25 protein-coding genes are annotated in these 26,123 nt (G+C 45.9%); 17 read left to right on the top strand and 8 right to left on the bottom strand.

Going from position 1 to position 26,123, the window contains the following annotated elements; all coding sequences use genetic code 11:
- Positions 1–24: 24 nt before the first annotated feature.
- The gene (locus OIU26_RS14295) at positions 25–2,115 is read right to left on the bottom strand and encodes an ABC transporter ATP-binding protein (RefSeq protein WP_264217213.1); all 2,091 of its coding nucleotides are present in this window, start codon (positions 2,113–2,115) and stop codon (positions 25–27) included.
- Positions 2,115–3,872: an ABC transporter ATP-binding protein gene (locus tag OIU26_RS14290; protein ID WP_216975169.1), complete on the bottom strand. Its 1,758-nt coding sequence runs from the start codon at positions 3,870–3,872 to the stop codon at positions 2,115–2,117. Before OIU26_RS14290 ends, OIU26_RS14295 begins: the two co-directional genes overlap by 1 nt.
- Before the next feature lie 585 nt (positions 3,873–4,457).
- Here OIU26_RS14290 and OIU26_RS14285 point away from each other — a divergent pair.
- The gene (locus tag OIU26_RS14285) at positions 4,458–4,760 is read left to right on the top strand and encodes a HesB/YadR/YfhF family protein (protein WP_016821022.1); all 303 of its coding nucleotides are present in this window, start codon (positions 4,458–4,460) and stop codon (positions 4,758–4,760) included.
- 132 nt (positions 4,761–4,892) lie between these two features.
- Here OIU26_RS14285 and OIU26_RS14280 read toward each other — a convergent pair whose 3' ends face one another.
- From OIU26_RS14280 to OIU26_RS14270, 3 genes are all read right to left on the bottom strand, one after another.
- Positions 4,893–5,405 (bottom strand): hypothetical protein, encoded by a 513-nt coding sequence (locus tag OIU26_RS14280; protein WP_025679796.1) that lies wholly within the window; start codon positions 5,403–5,405, stop codon positions 4,893–4,895.
- 139 nt (positions 5,406–5,544) lie between these two features.
- Positions 5,545–5,988: a DUF441 domain-containing protein gene (locus OIU26_RS14275; protein WP_013370775.1), complete on the bottom strand. Its 444-nt coding sequence runs from the start codon at positions 5,986–5,988 to the stop codon at positions 5,545–5,547.
- A gap of 21 nt (positions 5,989–6,009) precedes the next feature.
- Positions 6,010–6,981 carry a YpdA family putative bacillithiol disulfide reductase gene (locus tag OIU26_RS14270; RefSeq protein WP_264217212.1) on the bottom strand — a complete coding sequence of 324 codons (972 nt, stop codon included), beginning with the start codon at positions 6,979–6,981 and terminating at the stop codon, positions 6,010–6,012.
- A gap of 261 nt (positions 6,982–7,242) precedes the next feature.
- On the opposite strand from OIU26_RS14270, the gene OIU26_RS14265 reads away from it, so the two are divergent.
- From OIU26_RS14265 to OIU26_RS14255, 3 genes are all read left to right on the top strand, one after another.
- Positions 7,243–7,839 carry a metalloregulator ArsR/SmtB family transcription factor gene (locus tag OIU26_RS14265; protein WP_013370777.1) on the top strand — a complete coding sequence of 199 codons (597 nt, stop codon included), beginning with the start codon at positions 7,243–7,245 and terminating at the stop codon, positions 7,837–7,839.
- A 477-nt stretch (positions 7,840–8,316) separates the two neighbouring features.
- Positions 8,317–9,414 (top strand): ribosome small subunit-dependent GTPase A, encoded by a 1,098-nt coding sequence (gene rsgA / locus OIU26_RS14260; protein ID WP_264217211.1) that lies wholly within the window; start codon positions 8,317–8,319, stop codon positions 9,412–9,414.
- Positions 9,415–9,496: 82 nt separating this feature from the next.
- The gene (locus OIU26_RS14255) at positions 9,497–9,835 is read left to right on the top strand and encodes a L,D-transpeptidase (protein WP_013370779.1); all 339 of its coding nucleotides are present in this window, start codon (positions 9,497–9,499) and stop codon (positions 9,833–9,835) included.
- Positions 9,836–9,870: 35 nt separating this feature from the next.
- Here the strand turns inward: OIU26_RS14255 and OIU26_RS14250 are convergent, their stop codons facing one another.
- Positions 9,871–10,890, bottom strand: a complete 1,020-nt coding sequence (locus OIU26_RS14250; protein WP_264217210.1) for a flagellar motor protein MotB — start codon at positions 10,888–10,890, stop codon at positions 9,871–9,873.
- A 215-nt stretch (positions 10,891–11,105) separates the two neighbouring features.
- On the opposite strand from OIU26_RS14250, the gene OIU26_RS14245 reads away from it, so the two are divergent.
- On the top strand, positions 11,106–11,255 hold the full coding sequence (locus OIU26_RS14245) for a hypothetical protein (protein WP_023988262.1): 150 nt from the start codon (positions 11,106–11,108) through the stop codon (positions 11,253–11,255).
- Between the two features lie 128 nt (positions 11,256–11,383).
- Here OIU26_RS14245 and OIU26_RS14240 read toward each other — a convergent pair whose 3' ends face one another.
- Positions 11,384–11,623, bottom strand: a complete 240-nt coding sequence (locus OIU26_RS14240) for a hypothetical protein (protein WP_013370782.1) — start codon at positions 11,621–11,623, stop codon at positions 11,384–11,386.
- 390 nt (positions 11,624–12,013) lie between these two features.
- On the opposite strand from OIU26_RS14240, the gene OIU26_RS14235 reads away from it, so the two are divergent.
- From OIU26_RS14235 to OIU26_RS14180, 12 genes are all read left to right on the top strand, one after another.
- The gene (locus OIU26_RS14235) at positions 12,014–12,334 is read left to right on the top strand and encodes a hypothetical protein (protein WP_013370783.1); all 321 of its coding nucleotides are present in this window, start codon (positions 12,014–12,016) and stop codon (positions 12,332–12,334) included.
- A 67-nt stretch (positions 12,335–12,401) separates the two neighbouring features.
- Positions 12,402–16,397 carry a type VII secretion protein EssC gene (gene essC, locus OIU26_RS14230; RefSeq protein ID WP_264217209.1) on the top strand — a complete coding sequence of 1,332 codons (3,996 nt, stop codon included), beginning with the start codon at positions 12,402–12,404 and terminating at the stop codon, positions 16,395–16,397.
- A gap of 16 nt (positions 16,398–16,413) precedes the next feature.
- Positions 16,414–17,256, top strand: coding sequence for a hypothetical protein (locus OIU26_RS14225; RefSeq protein ID WP_264217208.1), 843 nt, complete (start codon positions 16,414–16,416; stop codon positions 17,254–17,256).
- 5 nt (positions 17,257–17,261) lie between these two features.
- On the top strand, positions 17,262–17,798 hold the full coding sequence (locus tag OIU26_RS14220; protein ID WP_264217207.1) for a WXG100 family type VII secretion target: 537 nt from the start codon (positions 17,262–17,264) through the stop codon (positions 17,796–17,798).
- Between the two features lie 258 nt (positions 17,799–18,056).
- A complete protein-coding gene (locus OIU26_RS14215; protein WP_007430133.1) occupies positions 18,057–18,332 on the top strand; it encodes a WXG100 family type VII secretion target in 276 nt (91 codons plus the stop codon).
- 202 nt (positions 18,333–18,534) lie between these two features.
- Positions 18,535–20,577, top strand: coding sequence for a hypothetical protein (locus tag OIU26_RS14210; RefSeq protein WP_264217206.1), 2,043 nt, complete (start codon positions 18,535–18,537; stop codon positions 20,575–20,577).
- 84 nt (positions 20,578–20,661) lie between these two features.
- Complete coding sequence (locus tag OIU26_RS14205; protein ID WP_013370788.1) at positions 20,662–21,414, top strand: vWA domain-containing protein; 753 nt, start codon at positions 20,662–20,664, stop codon at positions 21,412–21,414.
- A gap of 12 nt (positions 21,415–21,426) precedes the next feature.
- The gene (locus OIU26_RS14200) at positions 21,427–22,263 is read left to right on the top strand and encodes a hypothetical protein (RefSeq protein ID WP_264217205.1); all 837 of its coding nucleotides are present in this window, start codon (positions 21,427–21,429) and stop codon (positions 22,261–22,263) included.
- Between the two features lie 267 nt (positions 22,264–22,530).
- A complete protein-coding gene (locus OIU26_RS14195; protein ID WP_013370790.1) occupies positions 22,531–23,340 on the top strand; it encodes an SDR family oxidoreductase in 810 nt (269 codons plus the stop codon).
- A 507-nt stretch (positions 23,341–23,847) separates the two neighbouring features.
- Positions 23,848–24,018, top strand: a complete 171-nt coding sequence (locus OIU26_RS14190; RefSeq protein WP_264217204.1) for a GtrA family protein — start codon at positions 23,848–23,850, stop codon at positions 24,016–24,018.
- A 298-nt stretch (positions 24,019–24,316) separates the two neighbouring features.
- Entirely contained in the window at positions 24,317–24,511 is a 195-nt protein-coding gene (locus OIU26_RS14185; RefSeq protein WP_264217203.1) for an XRE family transcriptional regulator, read from the top strand.
- Positions 24,512–24,626: 115 nt separating this feature from the next.
- Entirely contained in the window at positions 24,627–25,001 is a 375-nt protein-coding gene (locus OIU26_RS14180) for a DnaJ family domain-containing protein (RefSeq protein WP_165079972.1), read from the top strand.
- Positions 25,002–25,065: 64 nt separating this feature from the next.
- Here the strand turns inward: OIU26_RS14180 and gluQRS are convergent, their stop codons facing one another.
- Positions 25,066–26,061 (bottom strand): tRNA glutamyl-Q(34) synthetase GluQRS, encoded by a 996-nt coding sequence (gene gluQRS / locus OIU26_RS14175; RefSeq protein WP_165079971.1) that lies wholly within the window; start codon positions 26,059–26,061, stop codon positions 25,066–25,068.
- Positions 26,062–26,123 lie beyond the last annotated feature (62 nt).

Raw genomic sequence — 26,123 nt, 5'->3', positions numbered from 1 at the left:
TGTAAGCCCAAGCTCTAGTATTATTTAAGCTTTAAATGCGACTTTGCCTGTAAGCAAGTCATTTTGCACAGGATGTGTAGCTGAGGAAGACGCAGATTCTGCTGCAACCGTTCCTGACTGGAGTTGATACATTTGGAAGTAACGTCCGCCTTGGGCCATAAGCTCGTCATGGCTACCCCGTTCAACAATTTCACCTCGATGCAGCACCAAAATTTGGTCTGCACTACGAATGGTGGACAAACGGTGGGCAATGATAAAGGTCGTACGTCCCTTTTTGAGCACCTCAAGAGCAGATTGGATGAGTGCTTCCGTTTCGGTATCAATGTTGGCGGTAGCTTCATCCAGAATTAAAATGGCAGGATCAAAGGCTAACGCGCGAGCAAACGAAATAAGCTGGCGTTGCCCGGCGGATAAGGTACTGCCTTTTTCAATAACAGGCTCATCAAATCCTTGGGGCAAATGGGCTAACAGTTTATCGGCTCCAACGTCATGCAGCGCTTTATTTACCTGCTCTCTTGTAATTCTGCTGTCTCCGAGACTGACATTAGAGGCTACCGTGCCTGTGAACAAATATGGATCTTGAAGAACAATACCCATATGATGGCGAAGCCATTGCTTAGGAATATTTTTGACAGGCGTTCCGTCAATGGTGATCGTCCCTTTTTGCGGATCATAGAACCGGAATAGCAGGTTGATAATCGAACTCTTACCTGATCCGGTATGCCCGACAAGGGCAACCGTTTGGCCAGGCTGTGCTGTAAAGGAAATATGCTTAAGCACATCATCCTTTTTGTAGGCAAAGGAAACGTCGTTAAATTCTACCTGGCCTTTGTAACGCGGCATAGTACCGTCTGTCACCGGCTCTCCAGTTTCGTCCATCAATTCAAATACACGTCCTGAGGATACGATGGAAGTATCCAGTACGGCAAGCTGGTTGACCATACCCGTAATAGGTTGGAACAAACGACCCAACACATCGACGAAGGCATACAATACCCCTAATGATATCGCACTACCTGTAGTGCCAAGCGCCGCAGATCCAAAATACCACAACACGACAGCGAAGGCGAGGTTTCTCAATACATTGACCAAATTATGCGAAGTAAAAGCGTTCAAATTCAGCATTTTATTCTGATGCTTCATATAGTCATCATTCAACTCTTCAAACTCTTGCTGTGTTTGTTTCTGATGCCGGAATACGCGAATAATGGACATCCCCTGAATGGATTCATTGATAATCGCATTAATCTCACTGAGTCTGGACCGAATGATCGTGTTATAGCGGGTTGCAACCTTGCGGTACAATATGATCCATAAGATCAGTAACGGTACAATAAATAGAGAGATCAGACCCAGTCTGAAGTCCAGTAAAAAGAGTGCAACATATACCCCTGTCATCGTTACAATCCCTGAAGTGAAGTTGGAGAGTACAGCCACAAACAAATCTTTGACTGCCTCCGTGTCATTCGTAACACGGGATACGACCTTGCCTGCGGGTAAGTTATCAAAAAAGTAAACTGGCAAGCGCTGAATGTGTGCGTAGAGATCAAGTCGAAGCTTCTGAATGACCTTGTTCGCCGAGGATTGCAGCCAGTATGTTTTACCGAATTCGGCAAAAATCGAAACGACCAAAAAGAAGCAATACCACCCAATCAGCTGAAAGATGCCGGGCATTTCTGGTTTATAAAAGCTATACAGCTCATCAGCCGTTAGAGCCTTAGCTTTATAATGAAAGGTGTCGGAGCCGCGTGTCACGGTCAGCGTACCGTTCGTAAAGGATCGGTTACCATCCGCTACCTGGACGGAACCATCGACAAATACAAAAGATCTGCCGACTTGTAAAATCCTTGCTTCGCGCCCTTTGGCCTCCCCGGCTTCAAAGCGATCTTCACGTTTAAAATGGGTTCCAGCATAACTTACAGCGCCGTCCACACTAGTCGTCTCATAAAATGGTTTTTCAATAGCGAGCATATGGTCGTCAATCATCGTTTTGGCGATGAAGGGACCGGCCAGCTCGGCGGCTACTCCAATAGCCAAGGCGATGAGAGCGGCAATAAAACCCGCTTTGCTCGTCAGTGCATACTGGAACAGTCTTTTGCCGATATTGGGTTTCATTAGGATACCTCCCCTGAGGTCAGATCAGATTCCACTTGTTGCCGTTCATATTGTTGTCGGTACCATCCGTCAGCCTGAAGCAGCTCGTTGTGGGTTCCTTCCTCAATAATGCGTCCTTGCTCCAGCACGACGATCCGGTCTGCATGCTCTACAGCCGATAGACGGTGAGTGGAGATCAAGGTTGTTTTACCTGAGCGCTTATGCCGGATATTGTCAATAATACGTGCTTCCGTGCGAGCATCTACTGCTGACAGTGCATCGTCGAGCACTAGAATATCTGGATCACCGATAAAGGCGCGCGCAAGCGAAACACGCTGCTTCTGACCGCCGGACAGGGCGATGCCTTTTTCTCCGACCAGTGTATCCAGCCCATCGGACAGGGTACCCAAATCTTGGTCAAAGGCAGCCGTACGGATTGCTTCCATGATGTCGCCATCATCTGCCCCGGGCTTCCCGAACTGAATGTTCTCGCGCACCGATTTGGAGAACAAGATTTGTTCTTGCGGCACGTAGCCAATCCAGCTGTGTAATTGTTCTACTGCAATGTCCTCCAGCCGGGTGCCGGAGATTAAGATATCACCACTGCCAGTCGGATATTCATGCAATAGCTGTTTGAGCAAAGTGGATTTCCCGCTGCCTGTTCGACCAACGACACCTAGTGTTTCTCCGCGTTTGAGCTCCAGGTTCACATGTGACAGATTGTCAACCGTGGAGGTAGGATAACGGAAAGTCACGTCTTTCATGGTGATGGATTCGGGACGATCCACTGGAACAGGTTGAGCTACATTCTGAACGTCTGGCTGGACATCGAGAGTTTCATTGACCCGGTCCAGAGAAGCGCTACCGCGCTGCATAATGTTAATCAGCTCGCCAATAGCAAACATCGGCCAGATCATCATTCCTAGATACATGTTAAAAGATACTAGTTCGCCTAGCGTGATATCGTTATGAAATACCAGATAAATACCATACCCGAGACCGATAACGTAGCTAAGTCCTACACATAAACGGATTGTTGGTTCAAAGAGAGCATCCATCCGGGCAACTGCCAAGTTTTTACGGAACACATCCTCAGTAATATCGGCAAAACGTTTTTCGTCCATTCGTTCTTGCACATAAGCTCGAATGACACGGATACCTGCCACCGACTCCAGCACCTGGTCGTTCATATCGCCAAATGCATCCTGTGCCAGTGTGTAACGCTCATGTACGGCTTTACCGTAAATACTCATGGCCAGCGCAATAAAAGGAAGGGGCAGAATGGCCGCCAGTGTTAGCTTCCAGCTAATCAGGGTGCCCATCGCAACCAATACAACGGTAAGGTAGACAGTGGAGTCTGTTAATGTTAACATACCGAAGCCTGCTGTACTTGCTACAGAGCGAAGATCGTTCGTGGCACGAGCCATCAGATCACCTGTACGATTGCGTTCAAAAAATGGAGGGGTCATCCGCAGCAAATGATTCATAAAACGTGTACGCAATAGGCGCTCCACCAGATTAGCACCACCAAACAGTTTGTGCATCCATATGTACGTAATGTAGTAGATGACGGCAAGAATCCCTATGATGTACAAAATATAACGCCAAAGCGAGGACCAGGAAATCGAACCACGTACAATCTCATCAATGGCGCTGCCTAGCAGCCGAGGTGGAGCGAGCTCCAAAACGCCAACCGCAATCAGCAAAAACAATCCAATGGAGTATCGGCTTCGTTCTCTTTTAAAAAACCAGCCTAAATTTTTGAGTACTGAAAACAAGAGGAATCCCATCCTTTCATGTCAAGTTCATTCGAGAGTTGTGTACCATTTTGAAGAAACAACAGCGGCTTGCTGCCATAAGTATAATTCGGCAACAGGCGCAAAAAAGGCATACCGTCCGCAGACGATATGCCTTAAATCTCAATATCATATGGCGCGCAGGTATCTCAGCATACTCGCCACTGAAAAACTGCTTAAACGCAGGCAGCCACTCGTATTAAACCATACAACAGGAATGGCCCAATTCTGAAGGATGCGACAGGGGAGATGCTCCGGTATGAAGTTGTTGTGTTTGTAGATGTGGGTGAAATACAATCATAAATTTTAGCACCGGAAACACTCCTTTCTTCCTCAAAATGGGTTCATTCTTACATGAGTTATCGTTCAAATTGGTAATAAATTTCAAAATGGATCTCGTATGGTTGAATCTTAACACCCTCTTTTGCGAATTGTCAAACCTTTTTCAAAAAAATGTATATGACTTGCCCAGGAAGCCGCATGGGGAGAGACGGTTGGTCGTTATTCCAAAAGATGCTATGATATAGTTGGCAAGACGTCATTTGTACAAGGAGATGAGCATAACGCATGAGCATACAGGTAACTGAACCTGCGGCACAGTGGTACATTAAGGAGCTTGGTTTGAATCGTGGAGATTCCATCCGTTTTTTTGTTCGCTATAGTTCCGGCGGTGGGTTGCATCCAGGCTTTTCTCTGGGAATTGCCGTAGAGCCTCCGCAGCACCCCGCATTACAGCATGAAGCGGCTGGCATTACGTTTTATATGGAGGATCAGGATTACTGGTATCTGAAAGGCCATCATCTGGAAGTAAAGTATTTGGAGGAACATGACGACATTATTTACACCTATGAAAAGGATGAACAAGCTTAATGCCTCCACGTTAAAAATAGCGTGCCAGTAATGGTTTATGGACATGAAAAGCGGCGGAGTATCGTGTGGTAGGAGATGAACCTGCACATGATACTCCGCCGCTTTATTGTGGTTAGGGCAGGATGTTGTATGTTAAGGGTTGTTAAACATCGGACCATCGACTGCAAAATCAAAATCATCAATATCGTACACATGTACAGGTACGGAAGCTTCGATAATGCGGTGGATCCAGTCCAGTTGATCAGTCAGGATGGGTAATGCTTCACGCTGAGCTGTCAACACCAGTTCGGTTTCAATCGGATCAAAATATTCTCCGTAATGCGCCGTATCAACTGCATTAATGACAATGAGTGATGTATTGGCATCGAATAGGATAGGCAAGCTTTTCGCCCAAGGCATCTGAAGGGCACGTCGAATTTTTTTCTGATTCAACGGTTCTTCAAAATAACTGATCAGTTCACTTACCTTTTGCTTCACATGTTGATCGTCCATAGGGTTATCCATGAGAGGCTCTGTGCTGTCCTGGAATTCGTACAGCTCTAGCAGTGATGTGTAGGGCACTATATATTCCACAGGGGCGGGAGATGTAAGTAACTGGCCGTATATAGCCACCATTACAGCTTCCGTTACAAATTGTCGAGACATCAGTCAAGCCTCCTGCATTTACCAAATTATGCGATATGAGTATAACACAAAGCGGGACTGAATTCAGCCAGATATGCAGATTGCTATCATTCATTTGTATATTTGTTGAACGGCTCTTTTCAATCCTGTGTCTAGAAATTTAGGAGCGACCGATTAATAAGGAGAGCAGCCCGGCAGCAATCAGAGGTCCAACCGGAACCCCTTTAAAGAAGGCAACGCCAATGACGGTCCCAATCAGTAGACCTGTCACAATAATAGGCTGTCCGGACATCAGAGTTACTCCGCGGCCGCCAAGGTAGGCTACCAGAATTCCGATACCAATCGCGAGCAGGGACTTCCAGTGCAGGAAGGACTCTGTCACCTGATTGATGCTGATTTTACCGCTGGCTAGCGGGGTCATGACCCCAATCGTCAAAATAATTATTCCGATCGTTAGGCCATACTTTTCAAGCCAGGGGAAAGCAGTATGAAAGCTGGTTACCCGCAGCAGTAGTAGTACAACCATAGCAATCGTCACGGTTGAGTTGCCACTGATAATTCCAAGGCCGGCTAGTACCAGTAAGATAAGTGAGCTGTAATCCATTCAGTTGTCTCCTTCGATCGTTTAACTTTGGATATGTTCGGCGATTTGACGCCCGTGCCAGCGACCTGTTTCAATAAACACTTCATTGGCATTGCTGCCTGAAGCGATAACTCCGGCGACATATATACCTGGGATGTTAGTTTCCATCGTGGTTGGATTAAATTCAGGTTTGTCCAGGTCCTCAGCCATGTGGACGCCGACAGACTCCAGTAGTTTTCGTTCTGGGTGAAATCCTGTTAGTGCCAGTACAAAATCGTTTTCGAGCTGGAACGCTTCTGCGTTCATCGGAGTGACGATGACATGGTCTGGATGAATTTCGGTAATGCGTGAGCCTAAGTGCAGCGTGATCTTCCCTTTTTGTACCATACTGTCGAACAATGGACGAACCCACGGTTTGATATATGGGGACAACTCATTACGACGATATACCATATCAATCGTAGCCCCGACCCGCACCAATTCCATTGCTGCATCTACCGCAGAGTTACTGCCGCCGATGACTGCGACCCGGGTTCCTGTATAGGGATGGGCTTCGCTGAAATAGTGAGTGACTTTATCCAATTGTTCCCCAGGAATACCCAGATAGTTCGGATGATCAAAATATCCCGTAGCCACTACGACATAACGTGTCGAATAGCTCTTGGTTATTTCCCGTTTGCTTAGGGTATGTACGGTAAATGTACCGTCTTCCTGCCGCTGAATGGATTGAGCCTCCTCATAATGCTGAATGTCCAGGTTATAATGTGAGGCTACTTTGCGATAGTACGCTAGTGCTTCATGACGAAAAGGCTTGTCATTGGGAGTGCTGAACGGAACATCACCGATTTCCAATAGTTCGGCGGTGCTAAAAAACTGCATATTTGTCGGATACAGAAAAATGGAGTGAACGATGTTGCTTTTTTCAATAATGATCGTTCGCAAACCTCTGCGGCTGCATTCGATTGCAGCGGATAGTCCGCAAGGTCCGCCACCGATAATGATTACGTCGTGCATTTGGATGAACCTCCAGTTATATTGGTTTATTTCGTCAAACGGATCTCAGAATTGATACAAATAGCTCAGTATGTGAGAAGTTTTCAAATAATAATCCTACCGTAATGTGTGCATAATATCCAGCCGTTTTCAGAAAGAGATAATGTGAGGGAAGAATTGACAGACACTTTTAACATACATATAATTAGATGAACATCTATTTAGATTAAGCAAATTCGCTTGCTTAGCAAACCTGTAGTAGTGAAAAGAGGTGCAGTCACAATGCAACTAGATAAAATGGTCAATTATCATAAAGCACTTGCGGACCCGACACGTATGCGAATATTACTCCTTTTATCCCGTGGGGAGATGCATGGCCAAGCTTTGGCGAAAAAGCTGAATCTATCACAGCCTACGGTTACGCATCATGCTTCCAAACTCCGTGAGGTTGGGTTAATTAAGGAACGACGTGATAAAAACACGGTGTATTTTACACTGAATCCAGAGCTGATTCGGCAGCATGCCGAGGCGACTGTGCGTTTTATCTTTGAAAAAGGAGAGGAAGAGGAAGATATGTCCGAACTGAATGAAACGTTGGAAGCAACGGTTTTACGCAATTTTTTTGCCAAGGACGGCAAGTTGCGTCAAATTCCTGCTCAGTATAAGAAAAAATTGATCGTACTTCAGATGCTCGCCGAAAAGCTGGAGCCAGGCCGCATCTATCCTGAACGTGAACTAAACGAATGGATCAAGCAATACCATGAGGATTTTGCGACGATTCGGCGTGAGCTGATCATGCATCAGTTTATGTACAGAGAGCGAGAAATGTACGAATTGAACCCGCGTGAAATGTGGACACGATGGGATCAGGTACGTTAAACGAAACTTGAAATAGTTTAAAATGTTTGAAATCAGCCTTGACAGACAATTGATGGACTTGTATGATAAAGGAAATTTTAGGAGGAGGCGATGTTATATGCGTACGAACATGAGTGGATGGGTTCAGCAGCAGAATGACTTGTCTCCCGCACGGACGATGCACGGCTAAAGACTGTATAGATCTATAGTCTTAGCTCAGCAGTTGGTTGGACAGTAGAACCAACGAAATCCGCAGGGAGTGATTCCCTGCGGATTTTTTTATGGTCAAGTGTTTTGTTATCCGTTTGTTGGTTTTGGGAGTGGTCTATGTAAGACTGCTTGCATATGTGAACGAACGGATCACATCGCCTGAACTGTATACACTCCGCAGGGGTTTCCCTGCGGATTTTTTGCGTTGTTTGCTTGCGGAGAGAAAATGTACACCTATCGAGTAACGTTACATCCAGAAAAATTAAACATAATTTCAGGAGGAAAATAATGAGTATACACGAATACGGTTGGTCTGATTACTGGAACGGTTTTTGGGACCAATGGAAGCAAAGCTATGAGGAACGAGCAGGAAACACGCAGATACGTCCTGCCCGCTTGATTGCCGATTATGGGCAAAAGGTGAAGCTTATTACGATGGATGGGGAACGCTGGGGAGCTGCTTCAGGTAAGCTAAGGCATGCTATAGTTGATCCAGCGGAAATGCCAGCTGTAGGGGATTGGGTGGCCATCACCACGTCGGACGAAGTATCGGATGCAGTAATCCATGCTGTCTTGCCACGCAAAAGCCAAATATCTAGACAGGCCGCGGGCTTTGAGACGAAAGAGCAACTCATCGCAACCAATGTAGATACGCTTTTTCTTGTTAATGCGTTGAATCATGATTTTAATATGCGCAGATTAGAACGGTATTTAATAATGGCCTGGAATAGCGGCGTAAACCCGGTTGTCGTGTTGAGTAAGAGTGACCTTTGTGACGATGTCGAACAGCGGGTTGCTGAAACGGAGGGAGTTGCTCCTGGAGTACCTGTTATCGTTATTTCTGCTTTGCAGAACGAAGGCAGAGAGCAGCTGGAAGCGTTTCTTCAACCTGGCTGTACGGTTGCTTTGACTGGCTCTTCTGGTAGTGGCAAATCCACAATAGTGAACTGGCTTTCCGGAGCAGAAGTTCAACTGACACAGGATGTGAGGGAGGAAGACAGCCGAGGCAGGCATACAACCACACACCGACAGCTTTTTCCCATTGCAAAGCAAGCTGTTTTGCTGGATACACCCGGGATGCGCGAGCTTAATCTGTGGGATGATTCCAAGGGTGTAGCTCATACCTTTGCCGATATTATGGAAACAGCGCAGCAATGTCGTTTTGCCGATTGTAAGCATAGGGGAGAAGCTGGCTGTGCGGTGGAGGAAGCTATCCAAAAAGGGGAATTATCAGAATCTAGAGTGAACAATTATCGCAAGATGCAGCGGGAACTAGAGTATCAGGCACGCAAGGAAGCAGACCGACGTAGAAAGGATAGCCGTTCAAGTACAACTCCGGGCCGTAAGGATCAGCGAAGCGGTTGGCGACGTGATGTGGAGTGGTAAGCCGAGCTGTTTTGTAACATCATTTGTAGAAATATAAGAAAATCTATGTGGTAGTCGGCATATGGTGTAAAGGGGTGAACATATGCCGAACTACAGCATTGTGGTGGATTTATCGGATCGTCGTCTATATTTAAAAGATGGAAGCCAGATCGTTCTTAGTTATCCAGTCGGTATTGGGAAGGTGGCTACACAGACACCGCATGGGCAGTTTACGATTATTAACAAACAGCCCAATCCGGGCGGTCCTTTCGGAGCGTTCTGGATGGGGCTGTCCAAGCCGCATTATGGCATTCACGGCACCAATGAGCCATCGTCCATTGGCCAGATGGTGTCACATGGCTGTATTCGAATGCAGAATAAGGATGTGCTGGAGCTTCAGGAGAAGGTAAGTATAGGAACGCCGGTCACGATACAGCCATAACGTCTAGACGATATAGGATTCCTTTGGCTGCCTAGTTACGATTTGGGTTGAATTTGGACACGGGCTTCAATCCGTTTGGAGCCCTCTTTGTCGTCTGCGGATTTAACTAAAGATCCCGCAAGACGTTCTCCATTTGTACCGTAAGCCTGTTTGGCGTTGGTCCACATATCTTCGTTCGGTTCGAAACTTATGACCAGGGTGTAGTGGTTGGCAAGGCTCGGCTTTTTGACCCTCATGCTGAAGGAGCCATCAGGCATGACCTTGGTTTGATCATCGTAGCCAAACTGCCATCGTCCCGGAAAATCAATTGTGAGCTTGACGTCCGAACCCTCGAGCAAATTGCTGCGTGCATATACATGATAATAATTTCCTTTCTGCTTCACATCAGGCTTAATCCACACTTGAGGGCTACCGTAGTCCTTTGGTTTGTTCCAGACAGGCTTGATTAGAGGGACATGTCGATCTTGTTCAGGATCAAACTCAGCACCTATCCGAATTTCTTGCAAAAGTTGTTCGTTTTCTTCGTATTGATATACATAAGGGCCTTCTAATTTGTTGCCACCACTACCATACAAATTTCGTATTTCTTTGTCTTGGTCATCCGGGCGAAATAGAACAGTCAGATCCATACTACCCTGTATACCAGGTCGGTGCACTTGGAGTACAAAACTTCCGTCCTTTTGAATAGTTGCCTCGTCCGTGTATCCGGTTAACAGAGAGTTTTTGACTGCAAGATTCCCTTTGATCCGTGCTCCAGAAGGCAGGTTAGAATGTCCTGTAACCTTCACTGTATTTTTATCAATACTTATGTCACCTGATATTTCGACATAGCTACTGCCTTGCTGATGGACAGGTGCATCGTTGGCGGCTCGTTCATCAAGGGATGATGCAGCTTGGTTCGGATTACCTGTCACGGTATAGGCACGTGCTTCAGCTTCGTGTTGGGCCATACTTCGAGTTGAGGCTTTCTCCCTGCTGCATGCAGCCAGCATAATTAGGATGAAGAACATACATAAAAGGTTCCAGCTTATTTTGGTCATCATGTGCGTATTCATGGTTTTTACTCGCTCCTTGTCCGTAGCTTCCAGGCTATACTGATAAAACTTTCGAAACTTTATGTATTTACCCTATTTAAAGGGTATGTAATCCTGCCTGCTTTATCCTAGTCAGAGCGTGCGTGTTTGAACAACAGGCGGAATGGTTAAAAATGGATAGCCTGACCATCCCCTTGAAAAGCAGGGGCAGCTTGCTGTAAAGGAGCCTGAGTCATATGTCCATTGACCGTTTTATCTTAAAAAAGCTGGACAACTGCCGGGAAGAGCATACACGCGCTAATTTACTAGAACTGTTTAGAATACGAATTGAGAAGGCGCAGAATAAGGAACGAGGCGGTAAAAAAGGTTATCGCAGAATACTATAAATAGAGTCTGATCAAATGCATAGGCTGCGGTAAGTCACATGTAGCATGTTTCAAAACCGCTGATATGGAGAGGGTGCCTGAAATGCCCCTCTCTTTTTTGTGTCTAATGCAAACAAAAAAAGTCCCTCTTAATAGAGGGACAATGCCAATGAATCATTTTCACTAACGCTATGCAGGATGGCTTCACAACCGACAATCTCTATACTGATCAAAGAGTTAAGACATTTTTGAAGGGCACGCTTGCCGCTGGAGATTTTGTTCTCCAAAGTATTACTTAGAAGTTTTAAGGTTTTTTGTACCGGTTGCTTATTTTCTTGATTGAAGTATACGGGAATACGTTTGTTTTGAAATGTAATTAATGTTCTCACAAAAATCACCTCACCTGAGTTATTTCATGGCTTTATTGTAGTGCCCGTTTCTTAAAATTACCTTAAAAACACCTTATAAAAACATAAAGGTCTGAAAAATTTACAAAGTGTTCACAACAATTTGGGTAACAATCAAATTTAGTTCTAACTAATCGACAAAATGACGTAAGCACGCAAATTAAATTTTGTAAATATCTATTTTTGATTCATATGACTCTACTATTAATTTTAAGCATGCCTAAAGTCATTGTTTTATTTTGAGTGTGGGTATTTTGTAACAAATTGACAGTATAATAGACGGATGCTACAGTTACGATAGCCATATTTCCGTAGAAATAGGCTTTTTGCGTGAGTATTGCTGTATAAATTAAGGATCGGGAGGGATGACAGATGATCCTGACCGTGCTTTCAGGACGACAGGAAACAGAGTGGTTTGATATTGAGGTGGCTGATGAATACTCGGTGGAACATTTAAAATTGATGCTGGGTGTGCGTATTTTTGGTGAGCCTCCGGCTGAAGGCATGCAATATATTATGGAAGCAAAATTCCCGGAAGGGCTTTGGTTCAGAGTGGAGGATAACCAGCTACTCACAGGAGCAGGTTTGCGGGAAGGCTGTACTGTGCGCATTCAGCGAGCTTTTTCGACAACTCAGGACGAGGCGCCTGTATATGGAAGGCGTTCTTTGTTTCAAACTGAAAAAAATGGGTAAATACACACATGAAATAATATGAAACCTTGGTAAAATGAAATAGTAAGCGAAAAGGGGGACTTTTGTCTTGAATGTATTATACCAGCGATCCCCGAGATTAAGACCGGCCCTCCGGGAGGAGAAGCTGGAGATTTTGCGGCCTCCGGCTGAGCCGAGCAAGCCGTCTTTTTCTATTATATCTATACTTATTCCGTTAATGATGACGTTGGTGACTGTAGGCTTTTACGTATATATGAGCAGAACAGGCAAGATGGGCAACAGTAACTATTTGATGTTCCAAATGGTCACTGTGGTCATGATGCTTACATCTTATACGATTCCTTTTTTCGTCTATTTAAATAATAAGAAGGAATATAAGCGCAAGTTGGAGGAACGGGACCGAATGTATCGGGAACAGCTCCAAAAGCATCGTGAAGAACTCGAAATGAAACGCGAAGAGCAAATTCGCACACTATATGAAATTCACGGTGATCCGCAAATATGCACTCAAATCGTAAAAAACCGCAACAGTTCTCTTTGGGAACGATCACCAGAGGATGAAGATTTTTTGCAGGTACGTATCGGGACTGGACAAGTTCCCTTTCATATTAAACTGCAAATTCCACGACCTGACGGTTATGACCGTGATCCCTTGTTGGGGGCTGCAGATGAGCTGGAGGAAGAATTTCGTTTGGTGGACGCTGCTTCCATCACATTACCGCTGTTTCAATCCAAAGTGGTTGGATTGGTCGGCGAGCGGGAGCATACCCTGGCTGCGTTAAGAGTCATCTTGGCACAAGTGACGGTTCGTCATTCGCCGGATGAAGTGAAAATTGCCTCCTTCTATGATGAGCGAGAGGAAAGTGAATGGACTTGGATGCGCTGGCTCCCGCATGTGTGGGATGATGACCGAATCCAGAGAATGATGTCAGACCGCAGTAGTAGCGCCCATCAATTAGCTGACTTTCTGTTTGCCAGATTGAACCGCCGAAAAAATAATCGCAATGAACGTCAGGGCAAAGGGATGGAAGCCCCGTGTTACGTCATTGTTTTATCTGATACCCAACTGATTGAGGAAGAACCTTTGCTGCCGTTGTTGCTAGAGGACGGCCGAGCCATAGATGCGTGTACGATTGTGCTGGCTTCTCGTAAAGAAGCTTTGCCAATGCAGTGTCAGCTGATTGTGGAGGCTTCTAAGGAACAGGGTGTATATGCCCTTAAATCAGAATCAGCGGAGGTTGAACAGCAAAGTTTTAAACCGGATCGTTTGTCCAAAGAGGAAGCCGATGCATTGGCGCGGTACATGGCGCCTATTCGTTTGAAGCGTTCTTCGGCTTCTGATATTCCCGCTGTTCTGCCTCTTTTTGATATGATGAGTGTAGCAAGTGTGGAAGAACTGGATGTGGCAGACCGGTGGCGACGTAACCGCCATCCTGATACATTACCCGTGCCGATGGGCGTGCGGGCAGGCGGCAAAAAGATTATGATTAACCTGCATGATAAAATAGAGCGTCAAGGTCATGGTCCCCATGGCTTGATCGCCGGTACGACAGGTTCAGGGAAGAGTGAGGTTATTCAGTCTATCGTAGCTTCGCTCGCTGCTGAGTTTCACCCGCATGATCTTGCTTTTATGCTGATCGATTACAAGGGTGGTGGCATGTCCAACACGTTCGTTAACTTGCCGCATGTTGTGGGCACGATCACGAATCTGGACAATAATTTGATTGAGCGTGCTAAAATATCTCTTAAAGCAGAACTAGTTCGTCGACAGAAGATATTGAACGATGCGGGCAATTTACAACATATTGATGAATATTACAGACTACTCCGGCAGCGGCAGGAACAACCGCTGCCTCATCTGGTTATTATTATTGATGAATTTGCACAGTTAAAGCGGGATCAGCCAGAATTTATGGACGAGCTAATCAGTATTGCCGCAATTGGGCGGACATTAGGTGTCCATTTGATTTTGGCGACTCAAAAGCCTGCTGGTGTTGTAGATGATAAGATTTGGAGTAACTCCAGGTTCCGGATCTGCTTGCGGGTGCAAAGTGAAGGTGATAGCCGTGATATGTTGAAAATACCGAATGCCGCGTGGATAACGAAGCCGGGACGAGGATATTTTCAAGTGGGTAGCGACGAAGTGTTTGAAGAAATGCAATTTGCTTGGAGCGGTGCGCCGTATATAGGCAACAGAGACGTTTCTTCTGCCTTACCTGTTCATGAAGTAAGACTGAATGGGAAACGTGAAGCGCTATTGACGGGTGGCGAACGGGCAAGCTCAGGCTTAAAGGGAGAAGAAGCTCCTAAACAGCTTCAAATATTTATTGATTATATTGCAAAAGAAGCAGCTAAGACAGGAATCGAACGTCTTCAGGGACCGTGGCTTCCGCCGCTGCCAGAAATGTTGGATTTAACTAATCTACCGCAATGTACCGAAATAGATAGTACATCATCATCCTTGGAGCTCAAGTCTCTTATTGGGCTGGTCGATGATTTGCCGAATCAACGGCAGGAGCCGATGTATGCGTCGCTGGATCATGGTCATTGGGCTGTGTATGGCATGCCGGGCATGGGGAAAACGACCTTTTTGCATACGTTGCTGATGTCCGCGGCTCAGCGTTACGCTGCGAATCATTGGAACGGTTATATCATTGATATGGGTCGAACCATGCGCGACTTTGGAGAGCTTCCACAAATCGGTGCTGTTATGATGGCCGAGGAGGATGACCGGATTAAACGGTTGTTCCGCTATCTGTTCAAGATGGTGGCCCTACGCAAGGAAATGCTTTCTGAGGCTGGCGTCAAAACAATAAGTTCTTTTCGACGTTCTGCTGTCGAGGATGTTCCGCAAATTGTCGTAGTTATTGATGGATACCTTAATTTTCGAAATGCCTATCCGGATGAAAATGAACTGCTGGAATCTCTTTTGCGTGAAGGAGGCAGTCTAGGTATCACGTTTATCATTACAGCGAACCGGATTACCGATGTGTTTGAGAAGTTCCGCAGTAACATACCTAATGCTGTTTCTTTCGAATTGGCTGATCCTAGTGACTACTATTATGCGGTAGGACGACCAGCCAAAACACCAGGACCGTTAATTCCGGGTCGGGCTCTGGTTAAAGGGCATGTTCCTCCGCTGGAGTTCCAGACGGCACTGCCTTCACCAGGAGAAGATGAGGCGGAACGATCAGCACAACTGCGTCGCAATATCGCTGGCATTGTGCAGGGATGGAAGGGCAAGCACGCACCCGCCATTCTCCCATTGCCTGAGCGGGTTCCACTGTTGGAATTACTTCAGCAGTGGGATCGGACGAGTGGACCATCAGGTGCGCTTCCTTACGAAGTACCTGTAGGCCTACAGAGTGACGATCTTGAGCCTTTTCTCCTGAATTTGAAAGAAGGGCCTAATTTTATCGTAGGTAGTCCAATGGAGGGTGGAAAAACCTCCTTCCTGATGAGTTGGATTATTTCGCTCGCTTATTACATGTCACCGGATCAAATGCAAGTCTATACGATCGATACACGCTATGGAGGCGGGGGACTATCCCGATTACGACATCTTCCTCATGTCAAGGCTGCTGCCGAAAGCGAGGAGGAAATGGGACCTCTGGTACAACAGGTGCATGATATCGTTCAACAACGGAGCAAGGATGGGAATGATCCCGAACTGCTCCTGGTCATTGATGATGCGGATATGTTAAGCAAGCAACTGAACGATTTTATGATAAAGGATCAGCTTTCCGCCATTGTACGGTTGGGACGTGATCGCAATGTGCATGTCGTGCTATCGGGTGTGCCATCTGATTTCCCTACCTTTGGTGTGGACTGGTTTAATGATGTCAAGGCAAGCCAAAGCGGTATGCTTTTTGGAACACTGGATTCGAATGATTTATCGTTCTTTCGTATCCCTTATTCGGAAGCAAATGCTGCTGCTGGTGGCCTAAAAGTCCTGCCTCCTGGGCAGGGATACTACGTACGACGCAAATTTACCAGGATAAAAGCGGCGATTCCCTTCTCAGAGCAAATGAGCTGTGAGGATTGGATAACGAAAATTCGTGACCGATGGCATGTTGTAGTTTGAAGGGAGGTGGCTCATAATGTTAACGTTTCAAGCTTCCAAGCAGAAGTTAATAACCCTCAAGGCAAAGGAACTGTTTTTTCTGGCAGGCGTATTGGGTTCTGACAGACTGCTTGGGGTGGAAGATCCGTTTAAGGGCTATCTAGCAGAGGAGTTGGCGGAAGAGTGGGAGCAGGTTAAAGCTGCTCTTCTGGAAAAGGGTTATCTGAAGCAGGCCGATAAGGGCAAAGAGCTGGCTATGCCTCCTACCGTTTTTTCAAGAGTTGCTATCGCGGGATTATCCAACAGGGCTTGCCGTATACGCTATGTAAAGGGAGGTAAGCAGTTTGAAGGCTATCTTCATTGCACGAATGAGCGTGTGGTGGAGCTTGTGAAATCTGTTGACGAACCCGATGAATATCGTCTGTACGATCTGGGTAATGTGGAAAAGGCTTGCGAAACATTGATTGATAAAATGGGCTGGGTTGATCGGCTTGTACCTGAATCTCCCGCGCTTATGTTTTCCAAGCAGGCTTTTAATAAAATTTACGAGCAATCTGCTGGAGAAAGTTTGTCTCAAATCAGCAGTAAGCTAACCGAAGCTAGCGGAGATGAAGAGGGGGCGATGAGACTGGCTCAGTCTTTGAGTTCCCGTGTAGCCGAGGGAGAATTGCAATTGCTGGTCTGGAACGGCAGAGAGTGGGAGTCACAACGGGCAGCTTTTGTCCTGTGTCCTGCAATGAACTGGATATTTCGGATGAGCTCTGCGGGTAACGGAGACTGGTTGATTGCAGCTATGGCTTCAAGAGATCAGTTTGTGGATTTATTATTGAATTGGTTGAAACAGTCGGCAGTGACTGAAGAAGTGACAGAAGAAGGGTGATGGATATGCGCATTCGAGTTGAACCGGATGTGCTTCGGGGGCTTAGCGGGCAGCTACAGCATGCGGCGGAGCAAATTCAACAGTTAACAGCAGGTTTGGAGCAGGCGTTACAATCGCTGGATTGGGATGTATCTGCACGTGAGGCGATCTTGAATCAGTGGATGCAAGCCAAGCGGATGTCAGAACAGATTCATGCTTATCTCCATACATCAGGTACACAACTGAACCGAAAGGCAGAGCAGTTTCAGTCTGTTGACCACAACTATCAAACGATTCTGCCATTTGCCAGCCAACCATTGGGACGACCCGTCACGATGCTCGATTGGTCGAATCAACAATCACCGTCTATTCTGCCTGGGCAAGCTTCGGAAGGAAGCGGTCTAATTTCCAACCCGCAGTCTGTCGTACATGCTATTGCAGGTGTACAGCCTTCGGATGTAGGCACCCTGCATCAGGATATTCTGAAGCAGGCGTCTTCTAGCAGTCCGCAGGATTGGTATTTTACTGATCCGTCTATAGCAAGAGATCAGCCTGTCGCTTAGTTCGGATCGTTCCGAGATGATCTGGATCGACTTGTAAATCCATATGAATTTGTTATATCATTCCCGGTTTTATGGGACTAATATGGGACTTATTAGGTGGTTGTTTTATTAAGATTGTACTGTTAGATGCTGTTTTCTAGTTAAAAAGTGGGATTATTGCAATTAGGTCCTTTGCCTTTTGTAGGGAATTAAATAGCCATAGTACAATTTGAACCAGCTAAACAAAAACATTTTTTATCATCAAGGAGGACGCAAAAAATGGCAGGACGCATTTTAATTACCCCAGAACAGGTTGATCAGGTAGCTAACCAATTTAAACAAAGTGGTGAGCAAAGCCAGCAGATCGTTTCTAGCTTGACTCAATCCATCTCCGGTATGGAAGGTCAATGGGAAGGTATGACTAAACAACGCTTTTTCCAAGAGTTCCAAGAAGCTAGCAAACAAATGCAAGCTTTCGTAACGACTTTGAATAGCATTAGCCAAGAATTGACAGCTATCGCTAACAAATTCCGTACGGTTGACCAAGCAAAATAAGTTGTCATGCCTGATCGGCATTAACTTATCATATATCACTCTATAAAGAAGCAATATGTGAACCCATTCCTCACGGTTTGGCACAGATTGTACAGGAAAAACCGGGCGATCTTCGGATACCCGGTTTTCTTGCCATCCATAGACGTATATAATAAGGTGAGGAAAACTAGCATACTGAACGATATAAGGAGAGGGATGTTTCATGTCTTTTCAACCGAATCCGGGAGACGAATTGATCATAAACGGCACAGCTTATGTGGTTGGACGACATCCCGCTGCACCCGGTTTAGCCTATGCACAAGCAGGGAGGCAGGGAATTGTATACCAGCTGATTGCCAAAAACGGAGCACCGCATGAGGCGAAAGCCCTTAAAGTGTTTTTTCCGAAGTTCCGCATCCCGGCTATGGTTTATCAATCTGAGCATATGGAAACATACGGGGATATTCCCGGTTTGCAGGTATGCAAGCGTGATGTGCTCACTCCAGAAAGAAACGGAAGTCTGATCGCTGAGCAGCCTGATTTGCTGTACGCGGTGCTGATGCCATGGGTTCATGGTATGACATGGTTCGATTGTCTCACAGATCAGCGTCAGCTTGAGGCTTCCGATAGTCTGGCTTTAGCCAGAGCACTGGCAGGGATCGGTTCAGCGATGGAGCAAAAAGGATTGGCTCACTGTGATTTATCGGCGCCTAATGTTATGCTTCCGTTTTTTTCTGAAGTGGAACTGCCTGAAGGCACGTCAGCTGTCGAATTGGTAGACGTGGAGCAAATGTATAGCACCAAAATGGATCGTCCAGATGCACTATTGGCAGGATCGCCAGGGTATGCTGCACATCGTACCGTTCACAGCGGGTTATGGAGTGCATATGCAGACCGTTTTGCAGGGGCTATCATTATTGGGGAGATGCTAGGCTGGTCTGACCGTGTGGTGGTCGATAAAGCGTGGGGCGAAAGTTATTTTGATCAGCATGAAATGCAGACGCCTTGCGAACGTTATTTTATTTTACGGAAATCGCTTGAATCCCGTTGGGGCAGCAAGGTGGTAGAACTATTTAGTCGTGCCTGGGATAGTCAGGATTTAAGTAGTTGTCCTACCTTTGGCGAATGGTTGGTTGTACTTAATGCGGTTACTGAGCAGGAAATTCCTGTTGAGACTATAGAAACTGAGCCAGCTGTGACAGAAACAATAGAATCGGCGGCGGCGGGGCCCTCAAGTGAAACGGTATCCTCTTTGGCAACCCCTGCACCGCTCAAAGCTGAACAGGCTGCATTGCTAAATCAGGAGGTCCTAGAGCAGGGAGAGCGTGGAGTAACGGACAAGCTGTTTCGACAGGCGCGTGAGCTGGAGCAGCAGAACAAACCTGCTGCAGCGTTGGAAGTCTATCGTTCGTTGTATCACTTTGTAGAAGACGGCAGTCCTTTGCATGTGGAGGTGTCGGCTGCGATTACAGGACTGGAGGAGCAGCTGAATCCCAAGATGCCAGAGCAACCTGAAAAATCGAAAGCCTGGTATCGCTCCAAAATGTTTATCGTTACAGCTTCGGCCGCAGTTGTTCTTTTGGCAGCCGGAATCCCAACTGTGAGTATTCTTGCAGATCAGTCTAATCAGCGACAAATCGAGGCTACAAAGCAAGAAGAGGCATTGAAGGCTGCAAAAGCGGCCGAGGAAAAGTTGGCAGCTGAGCAGGAGGCCGCTCAAAAATCGCTAACGGAGAAACAACGGCAGGAAGCTGAACAGCAGGCCAAACAACAGGCTCTTGCTGCTCAAAAGCAACAGGAAGAGCAAAAGAAACAACAAGCTCTGATCGCTCAACAGGTTAAATATGAAGCTTATCTCGCCCAAAAGGAACAAAACAAGCAGGCTGCTGCCAAGTTGGCGAAGCAAAAAGCATATGATCAACAGGCAAAGTATGAAAAATACCTGGCCTTGAAAAAGGAGCAGGAAGCTCGTGCCGCCAAGGAAGAAGCAGCTCGTAAAGCAGCAGCTGAGGCGGAAAAAAAGCGAAAAGACGCTATACAGGCACGTAACAAGGAGAATGTTCTCCAGCTTATTTCCTTGTACAACAAGGCGTATGCTTCTCAGGAAGGTGGAAGCACGACGAAGGCAAAGAGCTTTGCCAAACGGTTTAGAGCATTATATGACAGTAATCCTTCTTATTATCGTTCAGTAGGTGAAGTGGGCTATCGGGCTTCCTCTATTTATAACTTTTTAGGAGATACGAATTTTAGACTGCCTAAAATTTGATGTTTCATATGTTTATATATGGAAGAATGATAGATTAGGAAACAGAGACAGATCGAAGGTAACTGAGGGGAGCATGTACAAAACATGAACTATACAATACAGGCTTCACAACGTACTCCCGCCCTGATCATTTACCTGATTGACATCAGCGCGTCGATGAACATGCTGATGGAAGGGCGACGGCGTATTGACGTTGTATATGAAGCTATATCGCTAGCGATTCGACAGATGGTTTTCCGATCGACCAAGGGAAATCGGTTGACTGCGCGCTATCGGATTGCAATTTTGGCTTATAGTGACGACGTGTATGACCTGCTGAATGGTGTCAAGGGAATTGATGAAATTGCGGCCATTGGTTCGTTGCCTGATTTGACACCCAAACGATTCTCAGATTCAGCAAAAGCCTTCTTGCAAGCTGAACGTATTTTGCAGGCGGAATTACCAGGGATGCAGGATTGTCCTGCACCTTTGGTCTGCCATATGACAGATGGTGTTTCCACAGGCGATGATCCGGAACCGATTGCGAAGCGCATTATGAACATGAGTGTACCAGACGGCAATGTACTGGTGGAAAATATATTTTTATCCGACAGGTTGCTGGAAACGCCTATTCAGGACCCACGTCGCTGGAAAGGGCTGACGCATAATACGCCGTTGCAGGATGAACATGCTGTGAAATTACGTAATATGTCTTCTGTACTTCCTGAAAGTTATCGGGAAATGCTGTTTGAGGCAGATTATCAGTTAGGTGAAGGAGCCATTATGATGCTACCTGGAACCTGTGCGGAACTGGTGTCCATTGGTTTTCAAATGTCAGCTGCAACGCCTGTACGGTAAGGAGGTAAAAGCATGAATCCACTGCTGTCCCTGCTCCCCACGAGCAAAAAAAAAGGATTGAATGCAAGGCTGACTCAGCAATTTGCTTACATAAGCTCTCAGACAGGCGATCAGCCTTTATCATCTCATCACAGTCGCTTTATGTGTCGTTATGGCTATGGAAGGTCTGCTGAATCTGCCAGCATGGGGGAAAGCGGACAGGATTTTGCCGCAGTACGTATTCATAAATCTGTCTGTTGTTTTGTCTTGTGTGATGGTGTCGGGCTCAGTTACCGAGGAGATTTTGCAGCCCGCTATCTAGGGTCTTCTTTACTGGATTGGATGGAACAGAGGCAGGATCTGTCTGCTAATCAATTGAAGGAGTATCTTGAGCGTCTGGCAGGTGCAGCTACTGAGGAACTGGATCGGCAGCCTCTGGATCACGAATCAGGCTTAATGCGTTCAGTACTGGAAGATAAACGTCGTCAGGGAAGCCAGTCCATGTATATTTGCGGTAAAATCGAACTGCCGAAACGAGGTACCCGTGGTCGTCTCCGACTTGCCTGGCAAGGAGATTCACGTTTGCGATTGTGGAACGGTGCGGAAGAAATCAGCGAACTGTTTGATCATACCTTCTCTACTGCGGAGCGTTGGTCTACAAATCGTGGGCCGATTGGAGGGAAGCCGCATTGGTACGAAAGAAGCATTCCCGCTGATATGCCGATGAGATTACAGGTATATACGGACGGGTTGTCCGATTTAGATCCTATTCGCGAGCCTGTCCCTGATGAGCAAATACAGGTATTGCTCGATGCGTCTCATACCGGGGGACTTGATGATGATGCTGCATTTATTGAGCTGCAGTGGTAAATGAATAAGCCAAAGGACGTATGCATCCATTATTTATGGTTGTAGAACGTCCTTTTTTTGATCAATCTATAGAAAATTACGAATAGGCAAGATATTTACGGAATGTAGCGAGAGAGAAGAAGAAAAGAAGTACTAATGCACGAAATATTCGATCTTTTCCTGAATATCGCAACGGAACAGCAAAAAATGCGCAAAAATGGTGATTATAAAGTGTACCCTTTTGGGTAATCTTGTGATTATACAGATTATTGAAAGGGAGCGATACATATGAGCTACACATATGCAGGAGGCGCACGGTTTGAAGGTAAAACTGCTCTAATTACGGGGGCTGGCTCTGGCATTGGTAAGGCAACGGCCATTCAAATGGCTAGAGAAGGAGCAAATGTCGCTCTTTTTGACGTAAGTAATGATCGTATTTTGGAGACGGAAAGAGAAATTAATGCCATACGTGAAGGGGCAGCCCGGGCTTTTGACGTGGACATTGCCGATCCGGTGCGTGTGGAAAAAGCAGTTCTGGAAGCGGTTGAATTGTTTGGCGGACTGCATATCATTTTTGCCAATGCGGGGATTAACGGGGTCGTCGGACCGATCGAGGAGCTGAGCATTGAGGATTGGCGGCAAACATTGTCAACGAATCTGGATGGAACCTTCCTGACGGTGAAGTACACAATACCACATTTGAAAAAGAACGGTGGCGGCAGCATTATCATTACAAGCTCGATTAATGGAAATCAGCGTTTTACCAGCTTTGGGATGTCAGCCTACAGCACATCAAAGGCAGGTCAAACCGGTTTTGCTAAAATGGCAGCCCTGGAGCTGGCCAAGTTCCGTATTCGTGTCAATGTCATCTATCCAGGGGCTATTTCGACGAATATTGATGAAACCACGGAGAAATCAGAAGGGTTAAAGCAGATTACCATCCCTGTGCAATTTCCTGAAGGAGATCAGCCGTTGGCAGATGGACCGGGGCAACCCGAGCAGGTTGCTGATTTGGTGACATTCTTGGCATCTGATCATTCGCGTCACATCACTGGCGCACAAATTGTGATTGACGGGGCAGAGTCGTTATTGTTTTAGAAAATGGAGCAATATCTGGGATAGAGAGATGTTTTGTGGTATCTTAAGTGTATTCTTACTTACGGTGCAAATGTGAAGCTCACATAAAAACCCCAGATCCTTCGCACCTCGAAATTTGTCGAAATGGATTTATATTCATTTTATCGTTAGAAGTCAATAGTCGATTCAAGCTTTTTAAGCATCGTTTTTTTCGAAAATATATGGAATTGATACCGTTAGGGTATTAATTCCTACATTTTCGCTGTCGCACTCTATATGAGTGCGTGGATTGAAATATATCTTTTTGCCAGTTACGTGGTTTATCTGTCATTGTCGCACTCCCTGTAAGTGCTTGGAAGATATGAAAAAAGAAGTCTTGTTTCGTGAACCGCCCAGCAGTAAATAGTGCAAATTTCTTTTTAAAGAATTCCTTATCCGACAAATTCCCCCTTACTTTTATGCAATAATTAACTAACATTACTATGGTTGAAGTATAAAATAACTGGGGAGTTGCTTATGAGGATTTTCATGAGTAAGTTTCTAAAGCGTTTTGCAACGATTTTGTTGAGCTACGCAATAGGTATAGGGTTATTTTACGCTTTGGGTTATAAGATAAACATTATGGGCATCTATGCAATTTTTATAGGAATTGTGTTTGGAGGAATAATCAACTTCGCATTATCAAAACGAGAAAAATGAACCTAGGTATCCCTTGATTGCATCAACATCAGGGGATTTTTCATGTTATTAAAAGATCAAACAGAGTTTTTGCAAGGGACCTCTATATCATTTACTAGTGAGAATGCACATGGGGAAATGAATTAGTCATGTCAACATTGTTAAACATTTTATTTATTTAATGCCAAATATACAAAATGAAATCCTAACAAATGAGTGCATGACGTGCTGCTGAAGTCATAATACTAACCCCTAAACTCCAAACTCCAAACTCCAATAAAGATCCTAAATTCTATACTATGAAGAGGTGGTAACGCTGTTGAACAAACGAAATCCTGTAACCCCTTTCGGATGGAAAATCAAACAAAAGCTAGTTGAAATTCAAATGGATCAGAGAACTTTTTGTGAGACCTATCATATTCCTGCTAGCCGCTTATCCAATCTCATTCATGGAACACGCAAGGCCAAAAAATATAGAAAACAAGTATGTCAGTTGCTTGGAAACGAAGAATAACCATCACTCTCCTACAGAAATACAGGACAACCTCATAATATGTAAGCTACAGTGGCAAAGGACTCCAGGTTTATTTAATATAGATTGTACATAGGATGCTTAATACAAGGAGTGGATGAAAATGTTCTCTAGAATGGCAGAGCAGAAGATTGCCGAGGCGATGGCTAAAGGTGAATTTGATCATTTGCCGGGAGCGGGCAAGCCACTGGTGATTGAGGATTTGTCACATGTTCCAGAGGAGCTTCGGATGTCATATAAGCTGTTGAAAAATGCTGGCATTTTACCAGAAGAGCTACAGCTGCAAAAGGAATGTGTCCAGCTACGTGACTTGCTTCACGCTTGCCATGAGGCAGGAGAGCAAAAGCGGATCAGTCGCAGGCTGACTGAAAAATCGCTTCGTCTTCGGATGCTGCTGGAGGAAAGAGGGCTGAATACGTCGTCTGTATTTTATGAATATGAGTCTGCTGTGCGTCAGCGACTGGAGGAATAGAAGCGAAAGGAGCCAAGGGCTGAATGCCCTTGCCCGTACATTTTGCTTTCCGTGCTTTGTCCCATTACCGTTGCAGTGCAGATAATTTCATGAGGCATTGCTTCGTTAGGATGACGGGTTCTTTGGGCAGTTTGTCCAAATGAAAGCCATCGATTAAATCCACAGCCTTCACAGGCTCGGGAGTATCCAGCAGCCCGGAAAAGTAGGCGAGCCAGCCAATGACGGCTTCCGGTGTAACTCCTTGCCGGCGCATGGCTCGGAGTGCTACGCCACCATGTCGCTTGGCCAGTCTTCGTCCATCCGGACCCAGGACAAGGGGAACATGTGCAAAACGCGGCGGCTGCAAGCCGAGAGCTTGGTATAACAATAGCTGGCGGGGAGTCGAATCAAGAAGATCATAGCCGCGCAGCACATCGGTCATATGCATATCCGCATCATCGACGACGACGGCAAGCTGATAGGAAAACATGCCGTCTGCCCGTTTGATGATAAAATCGCCCCCCTCCGCTGCAGCGAAGGATACGTGACCAGCTACCTGATCATGAAAAGAAATAATAGCATCTGGATGTTGCGGTACTTTAAAACGAAGTGAAGGGAGTTTATGCTGTGCTTTAGCCAGGGCTTCATGAGAGCTAAGATTACGACATGCCCCTGAATATGCGGGTCCTTCACCAGACAGTCCGTGCGGAGCATGGGCGGCAGCCATAATGTCTGCCCGACTGCAAAAACAAGGATACAGTAAATCTTGCCCCTGAAGTTTCTCCAATGCAGATTGGAAGCTTTCAAGCCGCTGGCTTTGAGTGTAAGGACCGTAGGGACCGCCAATATCGGGTCCTTCGTCCCAATCCAGCCCGATCCAGCGCAAATCCTCCATAATTCCTTGCGCCAATGTGCTGCGAGCTCGCGTCATATCAATATCTTCCATACGTAAAATATAGGTTCCGCCCAGGGAACGAACATGCAGCCAGGATAATAAGGCGGTGCGAGCATTTCCTAAGTGTATCCATCCCGATGGTGTTGGGGCAAAACGTCCTCTAATGGGTTGAGTTTGTAATTCCATACGAAAGTTACCTCGATTCTGTATCCCGTGTTTCTATATTCCGTCCTTCAGCAATCCTTATT

Source organism: Paenibacillus sp. BT-177, assembly GCF_025846815.2.
Lineage (GTDB): Bacteria > Bacillota > Bacilli > Paenibacillales > Paenibacillaceae > Paenibacillus > Paenibacillus polymyxa_C.
The sequence above is the reverse complement of the archived record's forward strand: the minus strand, read 5'-3'. Positions and strand labels throughout refer to the sequence as shown.